The following is a 17,748-nucleotide window of genomic DNA, read 5'->3' as shown; positions in this document are numbered from 1 at the left end:
CACCCGAATCCCCAGGAGGATCACCATGTCCATCAGCCGTACCCACGTCCTCATCGCCGCAGCCGCCACCGTCTTGCTCGCGGCCGGTTGCAGCGACGACAGCACCACCGACACCAACACTGCCGAGCACTCCACCACCATCACGACCAGCGCTGCCGCCAGCACCGACTTCAATGATGCCGACGTCCGCTTCCTGCAGATGATGTACCCACACCACGCGCAGGCCGTCGAGATGGCGAAGATGGTGCCGAGCCACACCACGAACCAGCAGCTCATCGCGCTGGCCGCTCAGGTCGAGAAGGCGCAGGCGCCGGAGATGCAGCAGATCACCGACCTGCTCACCGGCTTCGGCAAACCCGCGCCGAGCGCGACCGAAGGGCACAGCGGGCACGACATGCCCGGCATGATGACCGACGCGCAGATGCGCAGTCTGGCAGCCGCGAACGGCGCCGATTTCGACCGGCAGTGGCTGGAGATGATGATCGCCCACCACGAGGGCGCCGTCGCGATGGCCGAGACCGAGCGCAGCGGCGGCGTGAATCCGGCGTCGCGGCAGCTCGCGACGAAGATCATGGCCGACCAAGAGGCTGAGATCGCCACCATGCGCGGCATGCTCGGACAGAACTGATCGGGTGCGGCGCCGGGCACGACACCCCGGCGCCGCGTCTGACCTTCGTCAGCGAAATCGCCACCGCGACCTGACGTCACCCGGAAGTAGCCAGTACGGTCGATATGTTCGGCTCCGGCCCAACCGGTGCCTGCAATCTCGAGGCAGGAGAGAGAAATGCGAGTACTGGAACGGCTGGGACTCGGGACCGCGCTCGCGGCCACCGCGACCGGAGTGATCTTCATCGGCGCCTGCTCCAAGCAGGTACCGGGTACCGCCGAGGTCAATCAGGGCGAGCTCGCCTCGTATACCTCCGAGGTGGTCGCGTCGTCGGCGGCGGCTTCGTCGTCGCGGGCGGCGAAGATCGAGGCGGCCAACGACACGGCGTGCGACGGCCTGCGTTCGGCGAACAAGACCTCGGTCACCTCGTTCAACGCCTACATCGAGGCCTCCAACGATCAGGCGCCCGATGCCGATGCCAAGGCCACGGACGCGGTCACCACCCTGCGCAACAGCGCCAAGGACCTCGACCGCAGAATCACCGCCGATGTGATCCCTGATCTGTCGGTACCGCTGCGTGACTACATCGAGAAGACCAACTCCCTCGCCGACACCCTCGAACGCAGGGCGCCCACCGACGAGCTCAACGGTGTGATCGACATTTTCAACACGTCCAAAGACATCGCGATCGGGGTGTGCACGCCCTACGGCAGCTGATTCCTGCGTAACAAGAACGTGATCGTTCACGATTCCCCTCCGGACACACCACCCGGAGGGTTTCGTGCAGGGCTATCTGAAATACGTTGCAGCAGCGACGATTACCGCAGTGACCCTGATTTCGGGGGCAGGACTCCCCACTCGCGATGCCGATCGAACGCCCGCAGGGCGCGATGTTCCGCTATAGCCAGCGCGCGGTCGACCTGCTGGTCTATGTGGTTCAGCAGGCTGTCGGCGAGGACTTCCAGGCCTTCGCCCAGCGAAAGTTGTTCGACCCGTTGGGCATTGCCCGCAGCGACTACTACTGGGCCCGCGACCGGGCCGGAAACACCTACGGCCACGCGCATTTGATCCTGCCGCCGGACGACTTCGCGAAACTCGTTCTGCTCGTGGGTAATCAGGGTCGCTGGAATTCCCAGCAGGTGATCTCCGAGGACTACCTGCAACTTCCTCGACTGCCTCGGCGAGACGCCGAAGGCCCCGTTCGCGGATTCGCCACCGGGATGCGTCATCCTGGGATGCATCGGGACCGACCCACGAACGCCGGGCATCCGCTGATGCCCGGCACAGATCTCTGGGCTCCGGGGCGCCGGTCGCGTATTCTCGAAACCACCGGATAGGACCAGTAGGGACCGGTCGGCCGACCAGGAAAAAGGAGCCACTGGCGATGCCCGCACCGCTGCGCGACAGCGCAGTGCCCAAACATGAACAGCTACGCGCGATTCTGCTGCAGAAGTGCACGCGCGAGCTACAGCCGGGCGACCTGCTGACCAGCGAGCGCAATCTGATGCAGGACTACGGCGTCAGCCGGATCACCGTGCGCGAGGCAGTCGGCCAGCTGGTGAACGAGGGGTATTTGGTCCGGGTTCGCGGCAAGGGCACCTTCGTCGCACACCGGCCCGTGCAATCGCGGCTGCACCTGGCCTCGTTCACCGAGGAGATGCGCGCGCTCGGCCACCAGCCGACCACCCTGGTGCTCGTCGCCGAGGAAGCGATCGCGCCCGAGGCCACCGCCCGCGCACTGCGCCTGCCCCAGGGTGCTCCTGCCTACCACGTGCGCCGATTGCGGCTGGCCGACGAGGATCCGGTCAGCGTCGACGACGCCTGGTTCAACCCCGAACTGGTCCCCGGCCTGATCTCGCACGACCTCAGCGGTTCGATCTACCAAACCACGGCCGATCGCTACGGCAGGCCGATCGAACGGGCGGTGCAGACGGTCGACGCGCAGGCGGCCGAGGCCGGTGTCGCGGCCCTGCTCGGCGTCAGAAAGGGCGCTCCCGTCCTGCATTTCGACCGGGTGTCGTTCAGCGCGGAGGTGCCGATCGAGCACACCCAGAGCTGGTACCGCGCCGACCGCTATCGCGTGCAGATGGAAGTGGGTCAGCGGCCGCAGTCCTAGCCGGACCACACCAATCCAGTGTGAAATCAACGTATTTCAGTTACCGTCTGAGTGCTATCACAGCGAAGCGCTCGGAGGTAACACCCATGTCCATCCGTCAATCCACCGCCGCGAGGGCGGGCCTGCTGGCCGTGCTCGCCGCGGGAACCCTGCTCGGTGCCGGCGGCACCGCCAACGCGGTCGGCGGCGCCGATTGGGACCTGTTCCCCTCCGGTTCCGTCGAGCTCGGCCCGCCCACCGGTAGTTCGATGGGCTCGGTCGACGTCGGCAGCGGCACCGGCTCGTTCGACGCCGACCTCGGCTCCAGCGCCCCGCGCCCGCCGTCGACGGGCTCGGCCGCGCTGCCGATCTCCGCACGCTGATTCACCCCCGGAGCCGCCGTGGCCGGCAGATTCGGCCACGGCGGCCCCGGTGGCCTGCCTCTTGCAGCACAGCCTGTTTCAGATCGGGAAAACCGGGCATGCCGCCTTTGTGGATGCCCACCGGCATTCCATAGTCCCGACACCGAACAAGGTGAGCTCTTATGATTATTCTCGGCGCAGTTCTTCTCATAGCCGGACTCGTTTTCGGCATCCCCCTGCTCAGCACGGTGGGAGTTATCCTCTTGGTGGTCGGTGTCGTGCTGGTATTGGTCGGTAGCACCGGGCGGGCCATCGGTGGCCGACGGCACTACTACTGACGATGCGAAGACTCCGTCGAAATAGAGGACCAGTCATGGCAGGCAGTGGATCTCGAATCATTTCGATCATCGTGCTGGTGTGGTTGCTGATTGGAATCGTGGCTGCGGGTCAACGCGGCTACTACACCGAACGCGATCAGAATTGCGCGACACTCGGCACCATCGCGGTGACGATTATCGCGGGCCCACTGAACTATATGGGCGTCAATCCCAAGGTCGATGACTGCGCGCTACCCCAGCCGAGCTGACCGATGCCGCCGTGGCCGAGTATTCGGCCACGGCGGTCAATCCGGCTGACGCGGCCAGTGCTTTCCGCTGGCGGACAGCGTGGCCGGGTCAGTGCTGTGCATCCCGCCCGCGCCCGGCGAGTCATTCATTCTGCGAACGCGCACGGATCAAAAGGGCCAGCCGGTCAAGGGATTCCTGATTGCGGGCCGCGAAGAGCAGGTCTTGGGCCACCCCGGGGATGAACTGCGCGGGTCCGCTGGCAGCGCGTTCGATCATCCGGATCGTGGTGTGCCCCGGCTCTTCCTCGACGAGGGTGAGGGTGATCCACGCCGACCCGACCGACCACAGCCGCGCCTCCAACTCGAGGCGGTGCGGCGGGTCGAACGCACGCACCTGGGTCGTATCGCTGATCAGCACCGGCCACAGCCCGAATCGGTAGTGGATGCGACTGCCGACCGCGGGCCAGTCGGGGTCCACCTTGCCGATGTGGGAGGCACCGACCACCCAGCTCGCGTAGAGCCAGCCGTCGGCCAGGGTCGCGAACGCCCTTTCCGGCCGCACCGGCACGGTCACCTGGGCTGTCAGCACGTCTGATTTCCTCATCCGTCGCGGGAGTCCGGTCACCACAGCTTAATTCGTGCCGGCGCTTGCCGACGTGTTCGCGACGGCCCGGCGGGCGCGGCACGCCGAACCCACGATGATGCGGGAAAATTGCTGTCCGCCGTTTCGGCGTGGGATCGTTCCCTTATGTCCACGGAAGAAACACGGCTCGTCGACCCGCCGGGCCCCGCCGACACAGCGGCCGAACGCACCCTGTTCGGTCACCCCATCGGTTTGACCAATCTGTTCGGCGTCGAGCTGTGGGAGCGTTTCTCCTTCTACGGCATGCTCACCATCCTGGGCTATTACCTCTACTACTCCACGACCGAGGGCGGCCTCGGTATCGCCCAGAGCACCGCGCTCGGCATCGTCGGCGCGTACGGCGGCCTGGTGTACCTGTCGACCGTGCTCGGCGGCTGGATTGCCGACCGGGTGCTGGGGATGGAGCGGACGGTCTTCTACGGCGGTGTCGTGGTGGTGGCCGGGCATCTCGCGCTGGCGGTGCTGCCAGGGCTGACCGGCGTCGGGGTCGGTCTGGTGCTCGTCGCGCTCGGCAGTGGCGGCTTGAAGGCGAACGCGTCGTCATTGCTCGGCACCCTCTACGCGCCCACGGACGCGCGGGTCGACGGCGGATTCACGCTGTTCTATCTCGGCATCAATATCGGCGCGTTCTGCGGCCCGCTGCTGACCGGCCTGTTGCAGCGCGAGTGGGGATTCCACGTCGCCTTCGGTGCCGCGGCGATCGGCATGGCGCTCGGCCTTGCCCAGTATGTGATCTTCCGGCGCAATCTCGGCACCCATGGACGCGAGGTGCCCAATCCCATCACCGGTCGCGAGCTGACCCCGGTGCTGATCGGTGTCGCCGTCGCGGCGGTCGTGGTGCTGGGGGCCGTGCTGACCGAGCTGATCACCCTGGAGAATCTCTCCGACGTCACGACCGGCGTCATCGTGGTCGCCTCGGTCGCGTATTTCGCGGTGATGCTGCGCAGCGCCAAGGTGACACAGGTCGAGCGGACGAGGGTGGTCGCGTTCATCCCGCTGTTCATCGCCAACGCGGTGTTCTGGTCGCTGTTCCAGCAGATGTTCACCATGCTCGCGGTGTATTCCGACGAGCGCGTCGACTGGCGGATCTTCGGCTGGGAGGCGCCGGCGAGCTGGATCGGTTCGGTCGAGCCGGTGTGGATCATCGCGCTCTCGCCGCTGTTCGCGCTGATGTGGACCAAGCTCGGCAATCGCGCGCCGAGCACGCCGATCAAGTTCGCGCTCGGTGTCATCGGCATGGGCGTCGCGTTCTGGTTGTTCGCGCTGCTCAGCGGTTTCGACGGCAAGACCGTACCGGTGCTGGCGGTCTTCGCGATCCTGGGCGGCTTCGCGATCTCGGAACTGCTGCTCTCGCCGATCGGCCTGGCGGTGACCACGCATCTCGCGCCCGCCGCGTTCCGCTCGCAGATGATGGCCCTGTATTTCTTCTCCGTCGGCATCGGCACGTCGATGGCGGGCACGCTGGCCCGCTTCTACAGCCCCGAGAGCGAGACCGCCTACTTCGGGTTCAGCGGTGGCGCGGCCATCGTGGCCGGTCTGGTCGTCGTCGGGTGTGCGCCCTGGATCACGCGCCGCATGCAAGGCGTGCACTGACCTGATTTCCGGGTAATCCCCGATTACGTTGCGCAGCAGAAGGAGAAATACCGTGCCGACACCGCAGGACGCTCCAGGCGTGGGCCGATCGCCCGGGCGCTGGAGCGGGTTGTTCCGCACCAAATCCGTCGAGCAGTCGATTCTCGATACCGATGATCCCGATTCCAGACTCCGCAAGGATCTGACGGCCTGGGATCTCACGATATTCGGTGTCGCCGTTGTCGTCGGCGCGGGCATCTTCACCCTCACCGCGCGCACCGCGGGTAATGTGGCCGGGCCTTCGGTCTCGCTGGCATTCGTTTTCGCGGCGATCGCCTGTGGTCTCACCGCGGTCTGTTATGCGGAATTCGCTTCGACCGTGCCCGTTGCCGGTAGTGCCTATACCTATTCCTATGCCACCTTCGGCGAATTGGTGGCGTGGATCATCGGCTGGGACCTGATCTTGGAATTCGCGCTCGCCGCGTCGGTGGTCGCGAAAGGCTGGTCGCAATATCTCGGCACGGTATTCGGATTCGATTCCGCCACTGTGCGATGGGGATCGGTCACCTTCGACTGGGGCGCGGTGTCACTGCTCGCCGTGCTCGGTGTGCTGCTCGCCGTCGGCACCAAGGTGTCCTCGCGGGTGTCGGCGGTCGCGGTGGCGATCAAGCTGGCCGTCATCGCGCTGGTGCTCGTCCTCGGCATCACCTATTTCAAGGCGTCCAACCTCAGTCCGTACATCCCACCGTCGCAACCTGCCGAGGAAAGCGCCAGCGGACTGCACCAGACCCTGTTCCAATTCATCACCGGCGCGGGTGACACCAACTTCGGCTGGTACGGCCTGCTCGCCGCGGCCAGCATCGTGTTCTTCGCGTTCATCGGTTTCGACGTCGTGGCAACCGCCGCCGAGGAGACCAAGAACCCGCAGAAGGCGGTGCCGCGCGGCATCCTCGGTTCGCTGCTGATCGTCACCGTGCTCTACGTGGCGGTAACGCTGGTACTCACCGGCATGGTGCCCTACACCGAACTGGCCGGCGAGAATGCCACGCTGGCAACGGCATTCCAGATCCAGGGCGTGGACTGGGCCAAGAACGTCATCTCCATCGGCGCCCTGGCCGGCCTCACCACCGTGGTGATGGTGCTGTTCCTCGGGCAGACCCGCGTGCTGTTCGCGATGGCGCGCGACGGGCTGCTGCCCCGCAGGCTGGCCCACACCGGCAAGCGTGGCACTCCGGTGCGGCTGACCGTCATCGTCGGCGTGATCTGTTGTGTGCTCGCCGGTTTCGTAGACTTCGGCACGCTGGAGGAAATGGTGAACATCGGCACGCTGTTCGCCTTCGTCCTGGTCTCGGTCGGCGTCATCGTCTTACGCCGCACCCGCCCCGACCTGCCCCGCGGCTTCCGCGTCCCCCTGGTCCCCCTTATCCCCATCCTGGCCGTCGCGGCCTGCCTGTGGCTGATGGTGAACCTCTCGGTGGAAACCTGGCTGCGCTTCGTGATCTGGATGGCCATCGGCTTCGCCGTCTACTTCGCCTATGGCCGCCGCCACTCGGTCCTCGGCAAAAAGGCCGCGAGTGCAGACGGACCAGCACCTTCGATGACATGATCGGTCCCGGCGTGGTCCGATCCGACACGCCGGGCCGACCTTGTCGACCAACAGGATTCCGGTACACCCGTACGATTCGCTACGCTATCCGGGACGCCCCTATAGCCCAATTGGCAGAGGCAGCGGACTTAAAATCCGCACAGTCAGGGTTCGAGTCCCTGTGGGGGCACTCTTTCACCGCAGGTAGGCGCGCTGCTGCGCTGGTCACCGCACAAATTCAGTGTTCCCACCCCGGCGCGTGGGCGGTTCGGCCGGGCAGGTCTCCGCTTCGAGGCGCTGCTGAATGGCGGACACGGTGCGGTCCGGCGGGATGCGCTCAGGCCACAGCACGACCCCGACGATCACCGCCAGCGGCAGCCCCACCGCGACGGCGAACCCGAGCGTGATCACCCGTCCGCCCGCTCGCCAGCGAGCCTGAGCACGGACGGCTGTCCGTCGCGCTGTTCGGCTGAGGTGAGCCACGCGGCCACGTTGTCGAGTGACCCGTGGCAGACCACACGGAACGGGCTGTACACCCGTACGGCGGTTCAGGAGCGCGGCGGATTGCCATCGACCGCAGCGCGGCCCGTTCGGTTAGCGCATCAAGCTGAGGTTTGATCGCGTCGCTCATCAGTCCCCCTGTGGGTCATTGGGTGAATGCGCCCACCGCCGGAGAGCTTTCGCCATCGTCCGCGCAGCTCACTGCGCCCGATGTGCCGAGGAAATCCACGGCATCGGCCCGGCGGTGGGGCTAAGAGATACTCTCGGGGACTACCGAGAAAATGGCCCGGCCAATACGGTTTACCTATGTTTACCGATGGCGGGGCGGTCACCGGGGGCCTGTTGCGCGAGCTGCGCACGATCGCCGGTATCGGTCTGCGGACGATGGCCGCACGTACGTGCTTCACAACCGGGTACCTGTCGCTGGTCGAGACCGGACGCAAGCCGGTAACCCCAGCAGTCCTGGCCGGGTACCGCGCCGTACTGGGCGACCCGACGTTGGGGCTGGCGAATGTTGACCCGGAGCGGCTACAGGCCACGGTCACCGATCCGTCCGGCGCAGGCAGTTCCAGCCTGGAAGACGTGGCCGTAATCCTTGAGCGCACAAGGCATTTGGAGGATGTCGCAGGCGCAGAACTCGTCGCGCCGGTGATCCGAGGGATGGACGGCGTAGCGCGTGCACTGGCTGCCGAGCGAATCGGCGGAAGTGCAGCGGCGTGCATGGCGTCGGAGGTCGCCCGCTATCGGGGGTGGCTGGAGCACGCCATCGGTAGCCCGCACGTGTCCAACCGGGCGCTGGAAGACGCGGCACGGCTAGCGGAGGTGGCCGGGGACCGTTCCCAGCTCGCACACTCCTACAGCTTCCGGGCATATACCGCACGCCACCAGGCGACACCGCGCGGGCGGTGGCGCTCACGGATGCAGCTATCAACGTGGACGGCGCGCACCCGATCCTCGGCGTGTACGACCGGTATCAGCGCGCGGAACTGCTTGCGGTACGGAAGGAATCGCGCCAAGCCGGTAAGGCGCTGGCCTTGGCCGACAAGGCAGCCGAGGCGGCAGACGGGATTGCGTTGCCGAGTTTCGGCTACTGGTACACGGCCGGATTCTGGGGTGTGCAGCGAGGAATCGTGTTGGCGTTGCTTGGCCGAAAAGCTGACGCCATTACAGAAGCCACGCAGGGCATAGCCGCGATGCCCGCCGAGCACCGGACTGCCGGGTGGCTTGCGTCAATGCTGGGGCATGTTGACCGCGAGATGAATTCAGGCCGGTAGGCCAGTAGCCCCGCCTACCCCGACCGCCGCCCACACAGCGGCACCACATTCGACGGAACCTCAACAGGAGCAGGCACGACCCACGTCAAGTCGGGGTTCGATTCTCCGTAGTGGCACTATGTTGCTGCGGGACGCGGCCGCGATGACGTGGGCGCACGGATTCTTCGACAGCTCCAGCGCAGCGAAGGGATCGTCATGCATTCGGTTGTGGCCTTGATAGTCCGGATGGGTTGTGTGTCGGCCATGATTTCGGTGGGGGTGGGGTTCGCCGCGCCTGCCTCCGCGAACCCGCCGGATTCGGGGCTGTGCGCGTGGCGGTTCATGTCCAACAGCACCGTGCTGAATGTGGCTTTCCCCGATGCGAATTCGACCTATTGGCTGATGCCCTACGCGCTGGGGCCGGGTGACTCGATCGAGTTGTCCGGGACCTATCCGGCGGCCCGGTATTTCTCGTTGAACACCTACGGGACCGACCTCGACACCGTGGACACCTTGCGCGACAACCAGATCGTCGCCGACCCGGGCAGCGCCAACCCGTTCGTCGACGCCGCCGCCGCATCGCTGCCCGACTCGCAGCGGCGCTGGCACGCCACGCTTGTCAACGGTCCGGCCGACCACAGCCGCAACGAGATCCAGGCTGTCGCGAGTGGGCAGAGCACACCGATCGGCTTCGTCATCGTCCGTGTCTATGTTCCGACCGACCCGGCTTCGCTCAGTGGCGGCGTCGCGCTGCCCGAGGTGAAGCTCTCGATCGCGGGCGCCGACGTGCCTGCCCAGCCCTGCGCGCAGCCCTTCGACCCGGCTACCTACACCGGTCCCGTCGCCGACGCCGCCAAGGCCGCCTTCGACCGGGCGATCGCCGGAGCGGCCTCGGGCGCGTTCCCCGGCAACACACCGGAGGCGACGTTCAGCAACCCGGCCAGTACCTCCGGGCTCTTCCCGAACGGCGACAACAAGTACATCGGAACGCGGATCAGCTATCAGCCCGGACGCCTGCTGGTGGTGCGTGGCAAGGCGCCGATATTCCCGAATACCCGTGCGGGACAGTCGCCTACCGATCCAGGCCAGCAGGTGCGGTATTGGTCGATGTGCCAGAACGACCTGCGCTCGCCCTACCCCGTTGTCGCCTGCGCGGCCGACTTCAACACCGCGATCGATGGGTCGGGCAACTACACCTATGTGGTCGCCGCGCCCGCGGACCTGCCGGCGAACCTCGATCCGAGCGTGACAGTGATTCCCTGGGGCAGCACCGACGTGGACAAGGTCCTGTTCCTGCGGAACATGACCCCGAGCGCGGCGTTCTATCCGAATTCGATCCAGGCGTCCCAGGACTCCGGCGACGACCCGGCCATCACGATGGGCCCGTACTACCCGCGGACCGCCTATTGCAGCACCGAAACGTTCGCCACGGGCGGCGCCGGAGCCTGCCTTGGCACCTGAAAACGGTTACGGGCAGTCCGGCGCGGGCGCGTCGACGAAGAGTGGTTCACCCGCGCGATTGAGGTAGGCGACATACAGCTCGGCAGGCCCGGTGCCGAGATTGCGGCCGACGTGCACGTGGTCGGGGCCGACCGTCTCGGACAATCCCTGGCCTGCCGAGTACGTGATCGGCACGCAGTCCGTCTCGTATCGCGTCACCGCGCCCGCGGTCACAACAGCCACAACATTGCCGTCGTGATAGTGCCACCCGAGCGTTCCTCCCGGCGCGATGGTGATGCGCCGGAAGGTGAACTTGCTCGGCAGCGAGGCGAAGGGACTGAACCCGCTCACATCGACCTGTGTCAGCGGTTCGACAGTCACGCCCGAGGGCGGGGTGGCCGATGTCGAGGGCGCGAGGGCGACGCTCGCGGCGGCGACCACCACGGCGCTGACCAGGGCATTCCGTTGGAGTCCCATCTTCGAAGTATACGAGCGGACTACCCGGCGGTCAGGCCCTTGGCGATGTGGGTGACCTACTGATACATGTCGTGAACTCCCGAGGGATCGCCGGAATATTCCCTCAAATATAGAACACGTTCTAATTCGATCGGCGGGGCGTGGCACGGACGCCGCGCCGCCAGACGGCGGCCACCGAGGTCGCGGCGGTGATGTCACGGGTCGGATCGCCTGCCACGAGTACCAGGTCGGCACCGCGCGGCGTGACATCGCTCGGGTGTGATCCACGCCATGACGGTTGGAGGTCACGGCTCGATCGGCCGGTCAGGCGAAGGTGCGGGTGATGATCGGGGCGACGAAATCCTGGAGCATGGCGCGCTCGTCGGTTTCGTCTCGACCAGGGGTGGCCAGGAACGAGACGATGACGCGGGTGAGCCAGCGGGCGAGACGGCTGCGTTCGGGGTCGCTCAGGTCGGTGTCGGTGAACATGGCCGCCGCGAGGGATTCGATGACGTCGGAGTCCTGGCTGATACGGCCCGCTGCGCCGGAATCGCCCGGCCGGAACCAGGCGATGAGCAGGGGGTCGGCGCGGACCGCGTTGACCGCGCCGAGCATCGCGGCGATGATGCGCTCGCCGGGGTCGGCGAGGTGGCGGACCTGCTCGTCGAGGTTCGCCACGATGCGGCGAGTTTCGCGGTGTACGAACGCGATTCGCACCGACTGACGATTGTCGAAGTAGCGATACAGCGTGGCTCTTGAACAGCCGGCCGCCTTGGCGATGTCGCCCATGCCGACCGCGGCGACCCCGTGTTCGGCGAACAGTTCGGCGGCCGCGTCGAGGATGCGTTCGGCCGCCAGATCCGCCCGATCGGTGGCCAGCCAGTCACCGCTCATGCCGAGCTCGCCACACGGAACGGTACCGAGATGGGCCAGCGCACATAGTTGCCGTGCGCCCACTGCACCGCATCGAGGTCTACGGTGAAATCGGGACAGCGGGTGAGCAGTTCCTCGAGCGCGACCCGCGCCTGCATCCGGGCGGCGGCCGCGCCGAGGCAGTGATGGTGCCCGTGACTGAAGGTGAGGATGCGCTTGGGGTTGCGGCGGATGTCGAGTTCGGCTGCGGTGTGGCCGAACTCGCGTTCGTCGCGGTTGGCCGAGCCGTAGAGCAGCAGGACGCGGCGGCCCTCGGGGATGGTGGTGTCGTGCAGCTCGACGTCGCGGGTGGTGGTGCGGGCCAGGCCCTGCACCGGCGAGGTCATCCGCAGGAACTCCTCGATGGCGTCCGGGATGAGCGTGGGGTCGTCGATGAGCAGTCGCCGCTGGTCCGGGTTGGCGGTGAGGAGCTGGACCGCGCCGCCGAGGTTGCCGGTGGTGGTGTCGTTGCCGCCGGTGATCATGGTGAACGCGAAGCCGAGAATCGCGACCAGGCCCGCGTTGTCGCCGTCGGCGCCGAGACCGGAGGCCAGCAGATGCGAGATGGTGTCGTCGCCCGGTTCGACGCGGCGGCGGGCGATCAGTTCGCTGAAGTAGCCGACCAGTTCGCCGACCGCGGTGAAGGCATGCTGGTCACCGGCGGCCAGCCCGGCCCTCGCGACCGCGCCACCGACGATGTTCTCGGTCCACTCGTCGAACTTGCCGTGATCTTGTTCCGGCACACCGAGATAGTGGGCGACCACCATGGTGGGTAGCGGCTTGAACAGCTCCTTGACGATGTCACCCCCGCCCGCGGCGCGCAGCCGCTCGATGCGTTCGACGACGAACCTGCGCACTGCGGGCTCGACCGAATTCACCTGTCGCGGTGTGAATCCCGGTGACACCCTGCGCCGGAAATCGGTGTGCTCCGGCGGGTCCATGAAGACGAACGGCTTGACGGCGCCGAACCCGGCGGCCACCAGATCGACGTAGTCCACGGTCAGTCCCGACGCGGAGGAGAAGGTCGCGGGGTCGCGCGCCGCGGTCCACACATCGTCGTGCCGCGACAGCACGTAGAAGTCGTTGTCCGTCTGCCCGGTGGGGATCACCCGGTGAACAGGGTCGTGCTCACGCAGGGCGGAATACATGGACCAGGGGTCACGCCAGGTTTCTCCGGAGCGAAGCTCGAAGCCGACCGTATGAGACGTCGTTGAACTCACGCCTCCAAGATAAGACAAAAGCGCTCAACTGTCTAACGGTGAGCGCACCCACGAAAGGGAGGCAGATCACCCTGGGGATCGATGGGCTCCTGGCGTAGGTTCGTGGGTGAACGAATCGTCGGCACGAAGAGGTGTTATCGATGCGGGTGGTCAAGCGAATCAGGGGATACGCCCAGGTGATCGGGCAGGCCCGGCGTAACCGTGGGGATCTGGTCGGGTGGCTCGGGCGACGGCCGCAGATCGCGGCGGCGACCGTGACCTATGAGACGGCGTTGTTGTTCAGCAACAAGCTCGATCCTCGGCTCAAAGAGCTGGCCGAGCTCAAGACGGCAGGGTTGGTGGCCTGTCAGTTCTGTCTCGACATCGGGTCGGCGCTGGCGCACACCGCCGGGCTGACCGAGCAGCAGCTCACCGATCTGCCCCACTACCGGACCAGCGACGCCTATACCGAACTGGAGAAGCTGGTGATCGCGTTCGCCGAGGCGATGACGGTAACCCCGGCGGTCGACATCGACGAGCTGCGCGAAACCCTGCTCACCCACCTGTCGAAGGCGCAGCTGACCGAGCTGGCCGCTGGCATCGCATGGGAGAACCAGCGTGCCCGCCTCAACCAGGGCCTGGGGGTACAGCCGACCGGGATGGCCGATGGGATGGCGTGCGCGATGCCGGAACCACCGCACAGCAGATAGCACCACGTACGCGCGCCCTGGGAAGCCTGCGCGTTTACCGTAGAACCATGAGCGGTCAACCTGTGCCGGGCGGTGTGGTGCACGAACTGCCCTCCGACCTGCGAGCGGCGCTGATCACCAATTCCGCAGCGCTCGACGCGTGGCGCGACATCACCCCGCTGGCCCGCAACGAGTTCATCTGCTGGGTCGAGGACGCCAAACAGCAGGCGACCCGCGAGCGACGCATTCAACGAACTCAGGAAGAACTGGAAGAAGGACAGCGACGCCCGTGCTGCTGGCCTGGATGCAAACACCGTGAGCGGACCGGGAGCTAGCTGTTGACCGCACGTGAAAAGACCTCGGCGTGGTTGGCCGAGCTGACCGACCGGCCCGCGATATCGCATGAACAGGTGCTATCGGCGATCGATGCGGCAAGGGACGAGTTCGACTGGTGAGCGAGGCCACTCGGACGGCGATGCGGCGGGCGGGACGGGCTTAAATCCGTTGCTCGAGCTCGGCGGGTTGTGGCCTGCTTAGGGGGATGAAGAGACAACGTCCGGGCAATGCCCGATCTGTGAGCGATGGATTGAAGCTGCACCGGCATGCGGTGCGGTCGGTTGATGGTGTGCGGACGGTGATCGCACTGCGGCCGGGGACGCATGCCCGGTTCAGTACGAATCGGTTTCATGAGACTTGGCATGTGTTGAGTGATGATCACGGGGCTCGGTTGTTGAGCCGATTGCTGTGGGGGCTGTCGTATCAGGCCCGGCCGGGGACTGTGCTGGTGATCGATCGGGAGTTCCTGATGCCGACGCCGTTCGACGCGGATCCGGCCGATCCCATTGTGCTGGTGCCACAGTGGTGCACTCGGCTCGATGAGCGCGGCGCGGCTCAGTTGAAAGCACAGTTGCCGCTGCGGCATTCAGAGGGGACTGTGCGGTGGCAGACGTCCGGACTCGAGCGAACGCTCGAGCCGCAGGCCTTCGACGCGTGGTGCGCCGAACGCCGATACCGTAGCGGTTCGAGCCATGTCGCCCGGCGGCGCGGGCTGCTCGTGCTCACCGCGCGGACGCCCGACCACTGCCGCCAGTGGGCTCTCGACGCGGCGCGCCTGGATTCGGCGCGATACGGCACCGACCACGTCTACCTCGACGCGTGGGATCGCGGGCACGACGGGGAGATCCAGATCTTCCGGAAATTCCGGCCGATGGTCGGTGTGGCCGAACAGGCGCGCGCACAGGTTCTTTCGCGTGCTGATGCGCCATCGGCACCGAGTGAGCTGCGGGCCGCGGTGTGGGACGAAGCCGAAAGCGTTCGGGTGACGCGCACCTGCGCATTCGGGTCTGGTCCGGGAATGCGCATGCACTCGGTCCTGCCGCCGGCGAGATGCTCGCCCACGCTGATGTGCACTCGCTCGACGATCTCGCCGAACTCGGCGCCGTACGGGCATACCGGCGGCTGCGCGCGGCCGGGGTGAAGGGCTTGAACCTGGAAATGCTGTGGGCCTTGGAGGGTGCGCTCACCTACCGTCATCGCCGCTGGATCAGCAGCGGGCGCCGCCGCGAGATGATCGCCGAACTCGGCGCCGCCCCCGCCTCCGCACCAGCCAGGCGGCGTCGACGTTACCGCGCGCCGGTGCGGTCATCCCATGGCGTCACCGTGGGCGCGAGGCACTGAACCCGGTCTCCACGGCGAACATCGCCGAGACCGGGTCGCGCCACACGGAGGCTCCCGCGTCGCCGACCGGCGAGTACGACGTCAGGCCGCGGTGTTCACGATCGACATGGCGATGCCGTCGAGGATGTCGTGTTCGCTGACGATGAGTTCGGAAACTCCGGCGCGGCTGGCCAATTCGTCGGCGAGAACTTCGGTGATCACGGCGCCGCCGCCGATCACGTCGACGCGGCCGGGGTGCATCGGGCCGAGGGCGGCGCGTTCGTCGTGGTTCATGCCGATCAGGCGGTCGCAGACCTGGTGGACCTCGGCCAGGCTCAGGCGGGTGAGATGCACTCGGGCGGAGTCGTATTCGGGGAGGTCGAGGGCGACGGCGGTGATCGTGGTCATCGTGCCTGCCACGCCGACCCAGGTGTGGACCTTGTCGACGGGGACCTTGACGAAGGCTTCGTCGAGCTTGTCCTGGGCGAATTCTCTTGCGGCAGCGACCTGTTCGGCGGTCGGCGGGTTGCCCGCGAGGCAGCGCTCGGTGATGCGGACGCAGCCGATGTCGGCGGAATAGGCTGCCTGGACGCCGTTCTCGTCGCCGACCACCAGCTCGGTCGAACCACCACCGAGATCGACCACGACGAAAGGTCCCGCGTCGGCGGACAATTCGCCGACGGCACCGGCGAAGGAGAGGCGGGCTTCTTCATCACCGGTGATCACCTCGGCGACCGCACCCGGCACCGCCCGGCCGAGTTCGGTGCGGGTCATCGAGAAGAAATCGTCGCGATTGGCGGCATCACGGGTGGCGGAGGTCGCGACCATGCGGACGCGCGAAACACCCTGTGCCACCATCACATCGACATAGTCGGCCAGCGCAAGGCGCGTGCGTTCGATGGCTTCGGGCGCGAGCCGACCGGTGGCGTCCACACCTTGACCGAGGCGAACGATGCGCATCTCCCGGTGCACGTCGGTGAGCCCGCCGTCGGCACCCACCTCGGCGATCAGCAAGCGGATCGAGTTGGTGCCGCAGTCAACTGCGGCGATGCGCTCACTCATTGGTGCCCTCCAGAGGTCTCGGCCCGTGCACGGGCACTGCCCGCGATTATGCCTGTTCGCCGGGTGCGGCGGGCCAGTCGGCAGGGATCGCGGTCCCACGGAATCCGGCAGCGGCGGCCAGCGCGACGGCCTCGTCGCCGAAGGGGTTCAGACCGGGCCCCTTGGCGAGCGAGTGCGCGATGAGCACGTGCAGGCACTTCACCCGGTCGGGCATCCCACCACCGGTGAAATCGGTTCCGAGAGACTCGATTTCGTTGCGTTCGGCCAGGTAGCTCTCGTGCGCGCGACGGTAGGCGGCGGCCAGTTCGGGGTCGGTGGCGAGGCGTTCGGTCATCTCGCGCATCACCCCGGCCGATTCCTGCCTGCTCGCCTCGGCGGTGAGCCGCGGGTCGGTCAGGTAGTAGAGGGTGGGGAACGGGGTGCCGTCGGGCAGGCGCGGCGCGGTCTTCACCACGGCGGGCAGGCCGTCGGGGGTGCGGTAGGCGACTTCGAGCACTCCGCGAGGCTCGCGGCCCAACTGCTTCGCGATGATCTCGAGGTCCTGCTCATTCGGTGTCGTCACCGTGGTCCTTCCGGGGCTGGTTCGGAGATGCTGCGCCACAGGTCGGTGTACCAGGGGTCGGGCGCGGCTGTGCGGGTGCTCATCGGCGGCGGCGCTGGTGCTTCGATGCCGGGAATCTGCACGATGTAGGGGGTTTCGCCGGGCATTACCAGGCGAAGGCGGTCGCGCGCTTCGGAACGGATGTAGGCCGGATCCTGTTGTTGCGCACGACGATCGCGCAGGCCGGCCAGGTCGGCTTCGAGTTCGGTCCGCTGCTTGGCCAGTGCCACGGCCTCGGCGCGCTGGCTGAAGTAGGTGCGCGTCGGCACGGCCAACGTGAGCGCGAGGCCACACAGCACCGCCGCCAGGATCACCGCTTTGCCGGTCGAGAGACCGAGGATGGTGTGTTCGCTGCGCTCGAGCTTGCCGCTGGGCTTGCGCGAGGTGGCGGAGTCCGGGCGGCGGCGGGTGGGGCGTTTGGCCGCGGTGGGGCGGCCCGGCGTGTCGAGACTCGGGCGGGAGCGCGCGGCCCGCGACGTGCGCTTGTCCCCTCGTCCACCCGGACTGGTTCCACGCGCACGTCGCTCGGTCATTCGCTACCGCCCCTGTA

Annotated in this window: 23 protein-coding genes, 1 tRNA gene and 1 pseudogene; 17 read left to right on the top strand and 8 right to left on the bottom strand. The window is 66.9% G+C overall.

The window, feature by feature from the left end:
• Nucleotides 1-25: 25 nt before the first annotated feature.
• The 7 genes from ACTWPB_RS12030 (at nt 26) to ACTWPB_RS12000 (ending at nt 3,650) form a co-directional block, all read left to right on the top strand.
• Entirely contained in the window at nt 26-628 is a 603-nt protein-coding gene (locus ACTWPB_RS12030; RefSeq protein ID WP_446225726.1) for a DUF305 domain-containing protein, read from the top strand.
• 156 nt (nt 629-784) lie between these two features.
• Entirely contained in the window at nt 785-1,324 is a 540-nt protein-coding gene (locus ACTWPB_RS12025) for a hypothetical protein (RefSeq protein ID WP_446225725.1), read from the top strand.
• 146 nt (nt 1,325-1,470) lie between these two features.
• Nucleotides 1,471-1,944 carry a hypothetical protein gene (locus tag ACTWPB_RS12020; RefSeq protein WP_446225724.1) on the top strand — a complete coding sequence of 158 codons (474 nt, stop codon included), beginning with the start codon at nt 1,471-1,473 and terminating at the stop codon, nt 1,942-1,944.
• A 47-nt stretch (nt 1,945-1,991) separates the two neighbouring features.
• A complete protein-coding gene (locus ACTWPB_RS12015) occupies nt 1,992-2,723 on the top strand; it encodes a GntR family transcriptional regulator (protein ID WP_446225723.1) in 732 nt (243 codons plus the stop codon).
• A gap of 86 nt (nt 2,724-2,809) precedes the next feature.
• Entirely contained in the window at nt 2,810-3,085 is a 276-nt protein-coding gene (locus ACTWPB_RS12010; protein WP_446225722.1) for a hypothetical protein, read from the top strand.
• Between the two features lie 161 nt (nt 3,086-3,246).
• Nucleotides 3,247-3,402, top strand: a complete 156-nt coding sequence (locus ACTWPB_RS12005; protein ID WP_446225721.1) for a DUF6131 family protein — start codon at nt 3,247-3,249, stop codon at nt 3,400-3,402.
• A 35-nt stretch (nt 3,403-3,437) separates the two neighbouring features.
• Entirely contained in the window at nt 3,438-3,650 is a 213-nt protein-coding gene (locus ACTWPB_RS12000) for a hypothetical protein (RefSeq protein ID WP_446225720.1), read from the top strand.
• Between the two features lie 121 nt (nt 3,651-3,771).
• Here ACTWPB_RS12000 and ACTWPB_RS11995 read toward each other — a convergent pair whose 3' ends face one another.
• Nucleotides 3,772-4,218 carry an SRPBCC family protein gene (locus tag ACTWPB_RS11995; protein ID WP_446225719.1) on the bottom strand — a complete coding sequence of 149 codons (447 nt, stop codon included), beginning with the start codon at nt 4,216-4,218 and terminating at the stop codon, nt 3,772-3,774.
• Between the two features lie 159 nt (nt 4,219-4,377).
• Here ACTWPB_RS11995 and ACTWPB_RS11990 point away from each other — a divergent pair, with 159 nt between their 5' ends.
• From ACTWPB_RS11990 to ACTWPB_RS11980, 3 genes are all read left to right on the top strand, one after another.
• Complete coding sequence (locus tag ACTWPB_RS11990; RefSeq protein WP_446225718.1) at nt 4,378-5,865, top strand: peptide MFS transporter; 1,488 nt, start codon at nt 4,378-4,380, stop codon at nt 5,863-5,865.
• Nucleotides 5,866-5,917: 52 nt separating this feature from the next.
• The gene (locus ACTWPB_RS11985) at nt 5,918-7,450 is read left to right on the top strand and encodes an APC family permease (protein WP_446225717.1); all 1,533 of its coding nucleotides are present in this window, start codon (nt 5,918-5,920) and stop codon (nt 7,448-7,450) included.
• Between the two features lie 95 nt (nt 7,451-7,545).
• Nucleotides 7,546-7,619: transfer RNA gene (locus ACTWPB_RS11980), tRNA-Leu, on the top strand.
• 35 nt (nt 7,620-7,654) lie between these two features.
• On the opposite strand, the gene ACTWPB_RS11975 is transcribed toward ACTWPB_RS11980, so the two are convergent.
• Nucleotides 7,655-7,840 (bottom strand): hypothetical protein, encoded by a 186-nt coding sequence (locus ACTWPB_RS11975; RefSeq protein ID WP_446225716.1) that lies wholly within the window; start codon nt 7,838-7,840, stop codon nt 7,655-7,657.
• Between the two features lie 246 nt (nt 7,841-8,086).
• Between ACTWPB_RS11975 and ACTWPB_RS11970 the strand changes: the two are divergent.
• From ACTWPB_RS11970 to ACTWPB_RS11960, 3 genes and pseudogenes are all read left to right on the top strand, one after another.
• Nucleotides 8,087-8,338 (top strand): annotated as a pseudogene (locus tag ACTWPB_RS11970) (hypothetical protein); the annotation flags it as partial.
• Between the two features lie 497 nt (nt 8,339-8,835).
• Nucleotides 8,836-9,204, top strand: a complete 369-nt coding sequence (locus ACTWPB_RS11965; protein WP_446226573.1) for a hypothetical protein — start codon at nt 8,836-8,838, stop codon at nt 9,202-9,204.
• A gap of 225 nt (nt 9,205-9,429) precedes the next feature.
• Nucleotides 9,430-10,644 carry a hypothetical protein gene (locus ACTWPB_RS11960; protein WP_446226312.1) on the top strand — a complete coding sequence of 405 codons (1,215 nt, stop codon included), beginning with the start codon at nt 9,430-9,432 and terminating at the stop codon, nt 10,642-10,644.
• Nucleotides 10,645-10,650: 6 nt separating this feature from the next.
• On the opposite strand, the gene ACTWPB_RS11955 is transcribed toward ACTWPB_RS11960, so the two are convergent.
• The 3 genes from ACTWPB_RS11955 to ACTWPB_RS11945 all read right to left on the bottom strand — a co-directional run bounded on the left by ACTWPB_RS11955 (nt 10,651) and on the right by ACTWPB_RS11945 (nt 13,211).
• Nucleotides 10,651-11,100 carry a cupin domain-containing protein gene (locus ACTWPB_RS11955; RefSeq protein ID WP_446225715.1) on the bottom strand — a complete coding sequence of 150 codons (450 nt, stop codon included), beginning with the start codon at nt 11,098-11,100 and terminating at the stop codon, nt 10,651-10,653.
• 303 nt (nt 11,101-11,403) lie between these two features.
• Complete coding sequence (locus tag ACTWPB_RS11950) at nt 11,404-11,973, bottom strand: TetR/AcrR family transcriptional regulator (protein ID WP_446225714.1); 570 nt, start codon at nt 11,971-11,973, stop codon at nt 11,404-11,406.
• Nucleotides 11,970-13,211, bottom strand: coding sequence for a cytochrome P450 (locus ACTWPB_RS11945; protein WP_446225713.1), 1,242 nt, complete (start codon nt 13,209-13,211; stop codon nt 11,970-11,972). The genes ACTWPB_RS11950 and ACTWPB_RS11945 overlap by 4 nt, the downstream gene beginning before the upstream one ends.
• A 140-nt stretch (nt 13,212-13,351) precedes the next feature.
• Between ACTWPB_RS11945 and ACTWPB_RS11940 the strand changes: the two genes are divergently transcribed.
• From ACTWPB_RS11940 to ACTWPB_RS11925, 4 genes are all read left to right on the top strand, one after another.
• The gene (locus tag ACTWPB_RS11940) at nt 13,352-13,900 is read left to right on the top strand and encodes a carboxymuconolactone decarboxylase family protein (RefSeq protein ID WP_446225712.1); all 549 of its coding nucleotides are present in this window, start codon (nt 13,352-13,354) and stop codon (nt 13,898-13,900) included.
• Nucleotides 13,901-13,947: 47 nt separating this feature from the next.
• Nucleotides 13,948-14,214, top strand: a complete 267-nt coding sequence (locus tag ACTWPB_RS11935; protein WP_446225711.1) for a YdeI/OmpD-associated family protein — start codon at nt 13,948-13,950, stop codon at nt 14,212-14,214.
• 365 nt (nt 14,215-14,579) lie between these two features.
• Entirely contained in the window at nt 14,580-15,356 is a 777-nt protein-coding gene (locus ACTWPB_RS11930; RefSeq protein ID WP_446225710.1) for a hypothetical protein, read from the top strand.
• Nucleotides 15,266-15,556 carry a TfoX/Sxy family DNA transformation protein gene (locus ACTWPB_RS11925; protein ID WP_446225709.1) on the top strand — a complete coding sequence of 97 codons (291 nt, stop codon included), beginning with the start codon at nt 15,266-15,268 and terminating at the stop codon, nt 15,554-15,556. Before ACTWPB_RS11930 ends, ACTWPB_RS11925 begins: the two co-directional genes overlap by 91 nt.
• A gap of 81 nt (nt 15,557-15,637) precedes the next feature.
• Here ACTWPB_RS11925 and ACTWPB_RS11920 read toward each other — a convergent pair whose 3' ends face one another.
• The 3 genes from ACTWPB_RS11920 to ACTWPB_RS11910 are packed head-to-tail and all read right to left on the bottom strand — an operon-like array spanning nt 15,638 to nt 17,731.
• Complete coding sequence (locus tag ACTWPB_RS11920) at nt 15,638-16,597, bottom strand: Ppx/GppA phosphatase family protein (protein WP_446225708.1); 960 nt, start codon at nt 16,595-16,597, stop codon at nt 15,638-15,640.
• Nucleotides 16,598-16,643: 46 nt separating this feature from the next.
• Complete coding sequence (locus ACTWPB_RS11915) at nt 16,644-17,159, bottom strand: DUF501 domain-containing protein (RefSeq protein ID WP_446225707.1); 516 nt, start codon at nt 17,157-17,159, stop codon at nt 16,644-16,646.
• On the bottom strand, nt 17,156-17,731 hold the full coding sequence (locus ACTWPB_RS11910; protein WP_446225706.1) for an FtsB family cell division protein: 576 nt from the start codon (nt 17,729-17,731) through the stop codon (nt 17,156-17,158). The genes ACTWPB_RS11915 and ACTWPB_RS11910 overlap by 4 nt, the downstream gene beginning before the upstream one ends.
• Between the last annotated feature and the right edge of the window lie 17 nt (nt 17,732-17,748).

The sequence above is a fragment of the Nocardia sp. IBHARD005 genome (genome assembly GCF_052814245.1).
The sequence above is the reverse complement of the archived record's forward strand: the minus strand, read 5'-3'. Positions and strand labels throughout refer to the sequence as shown.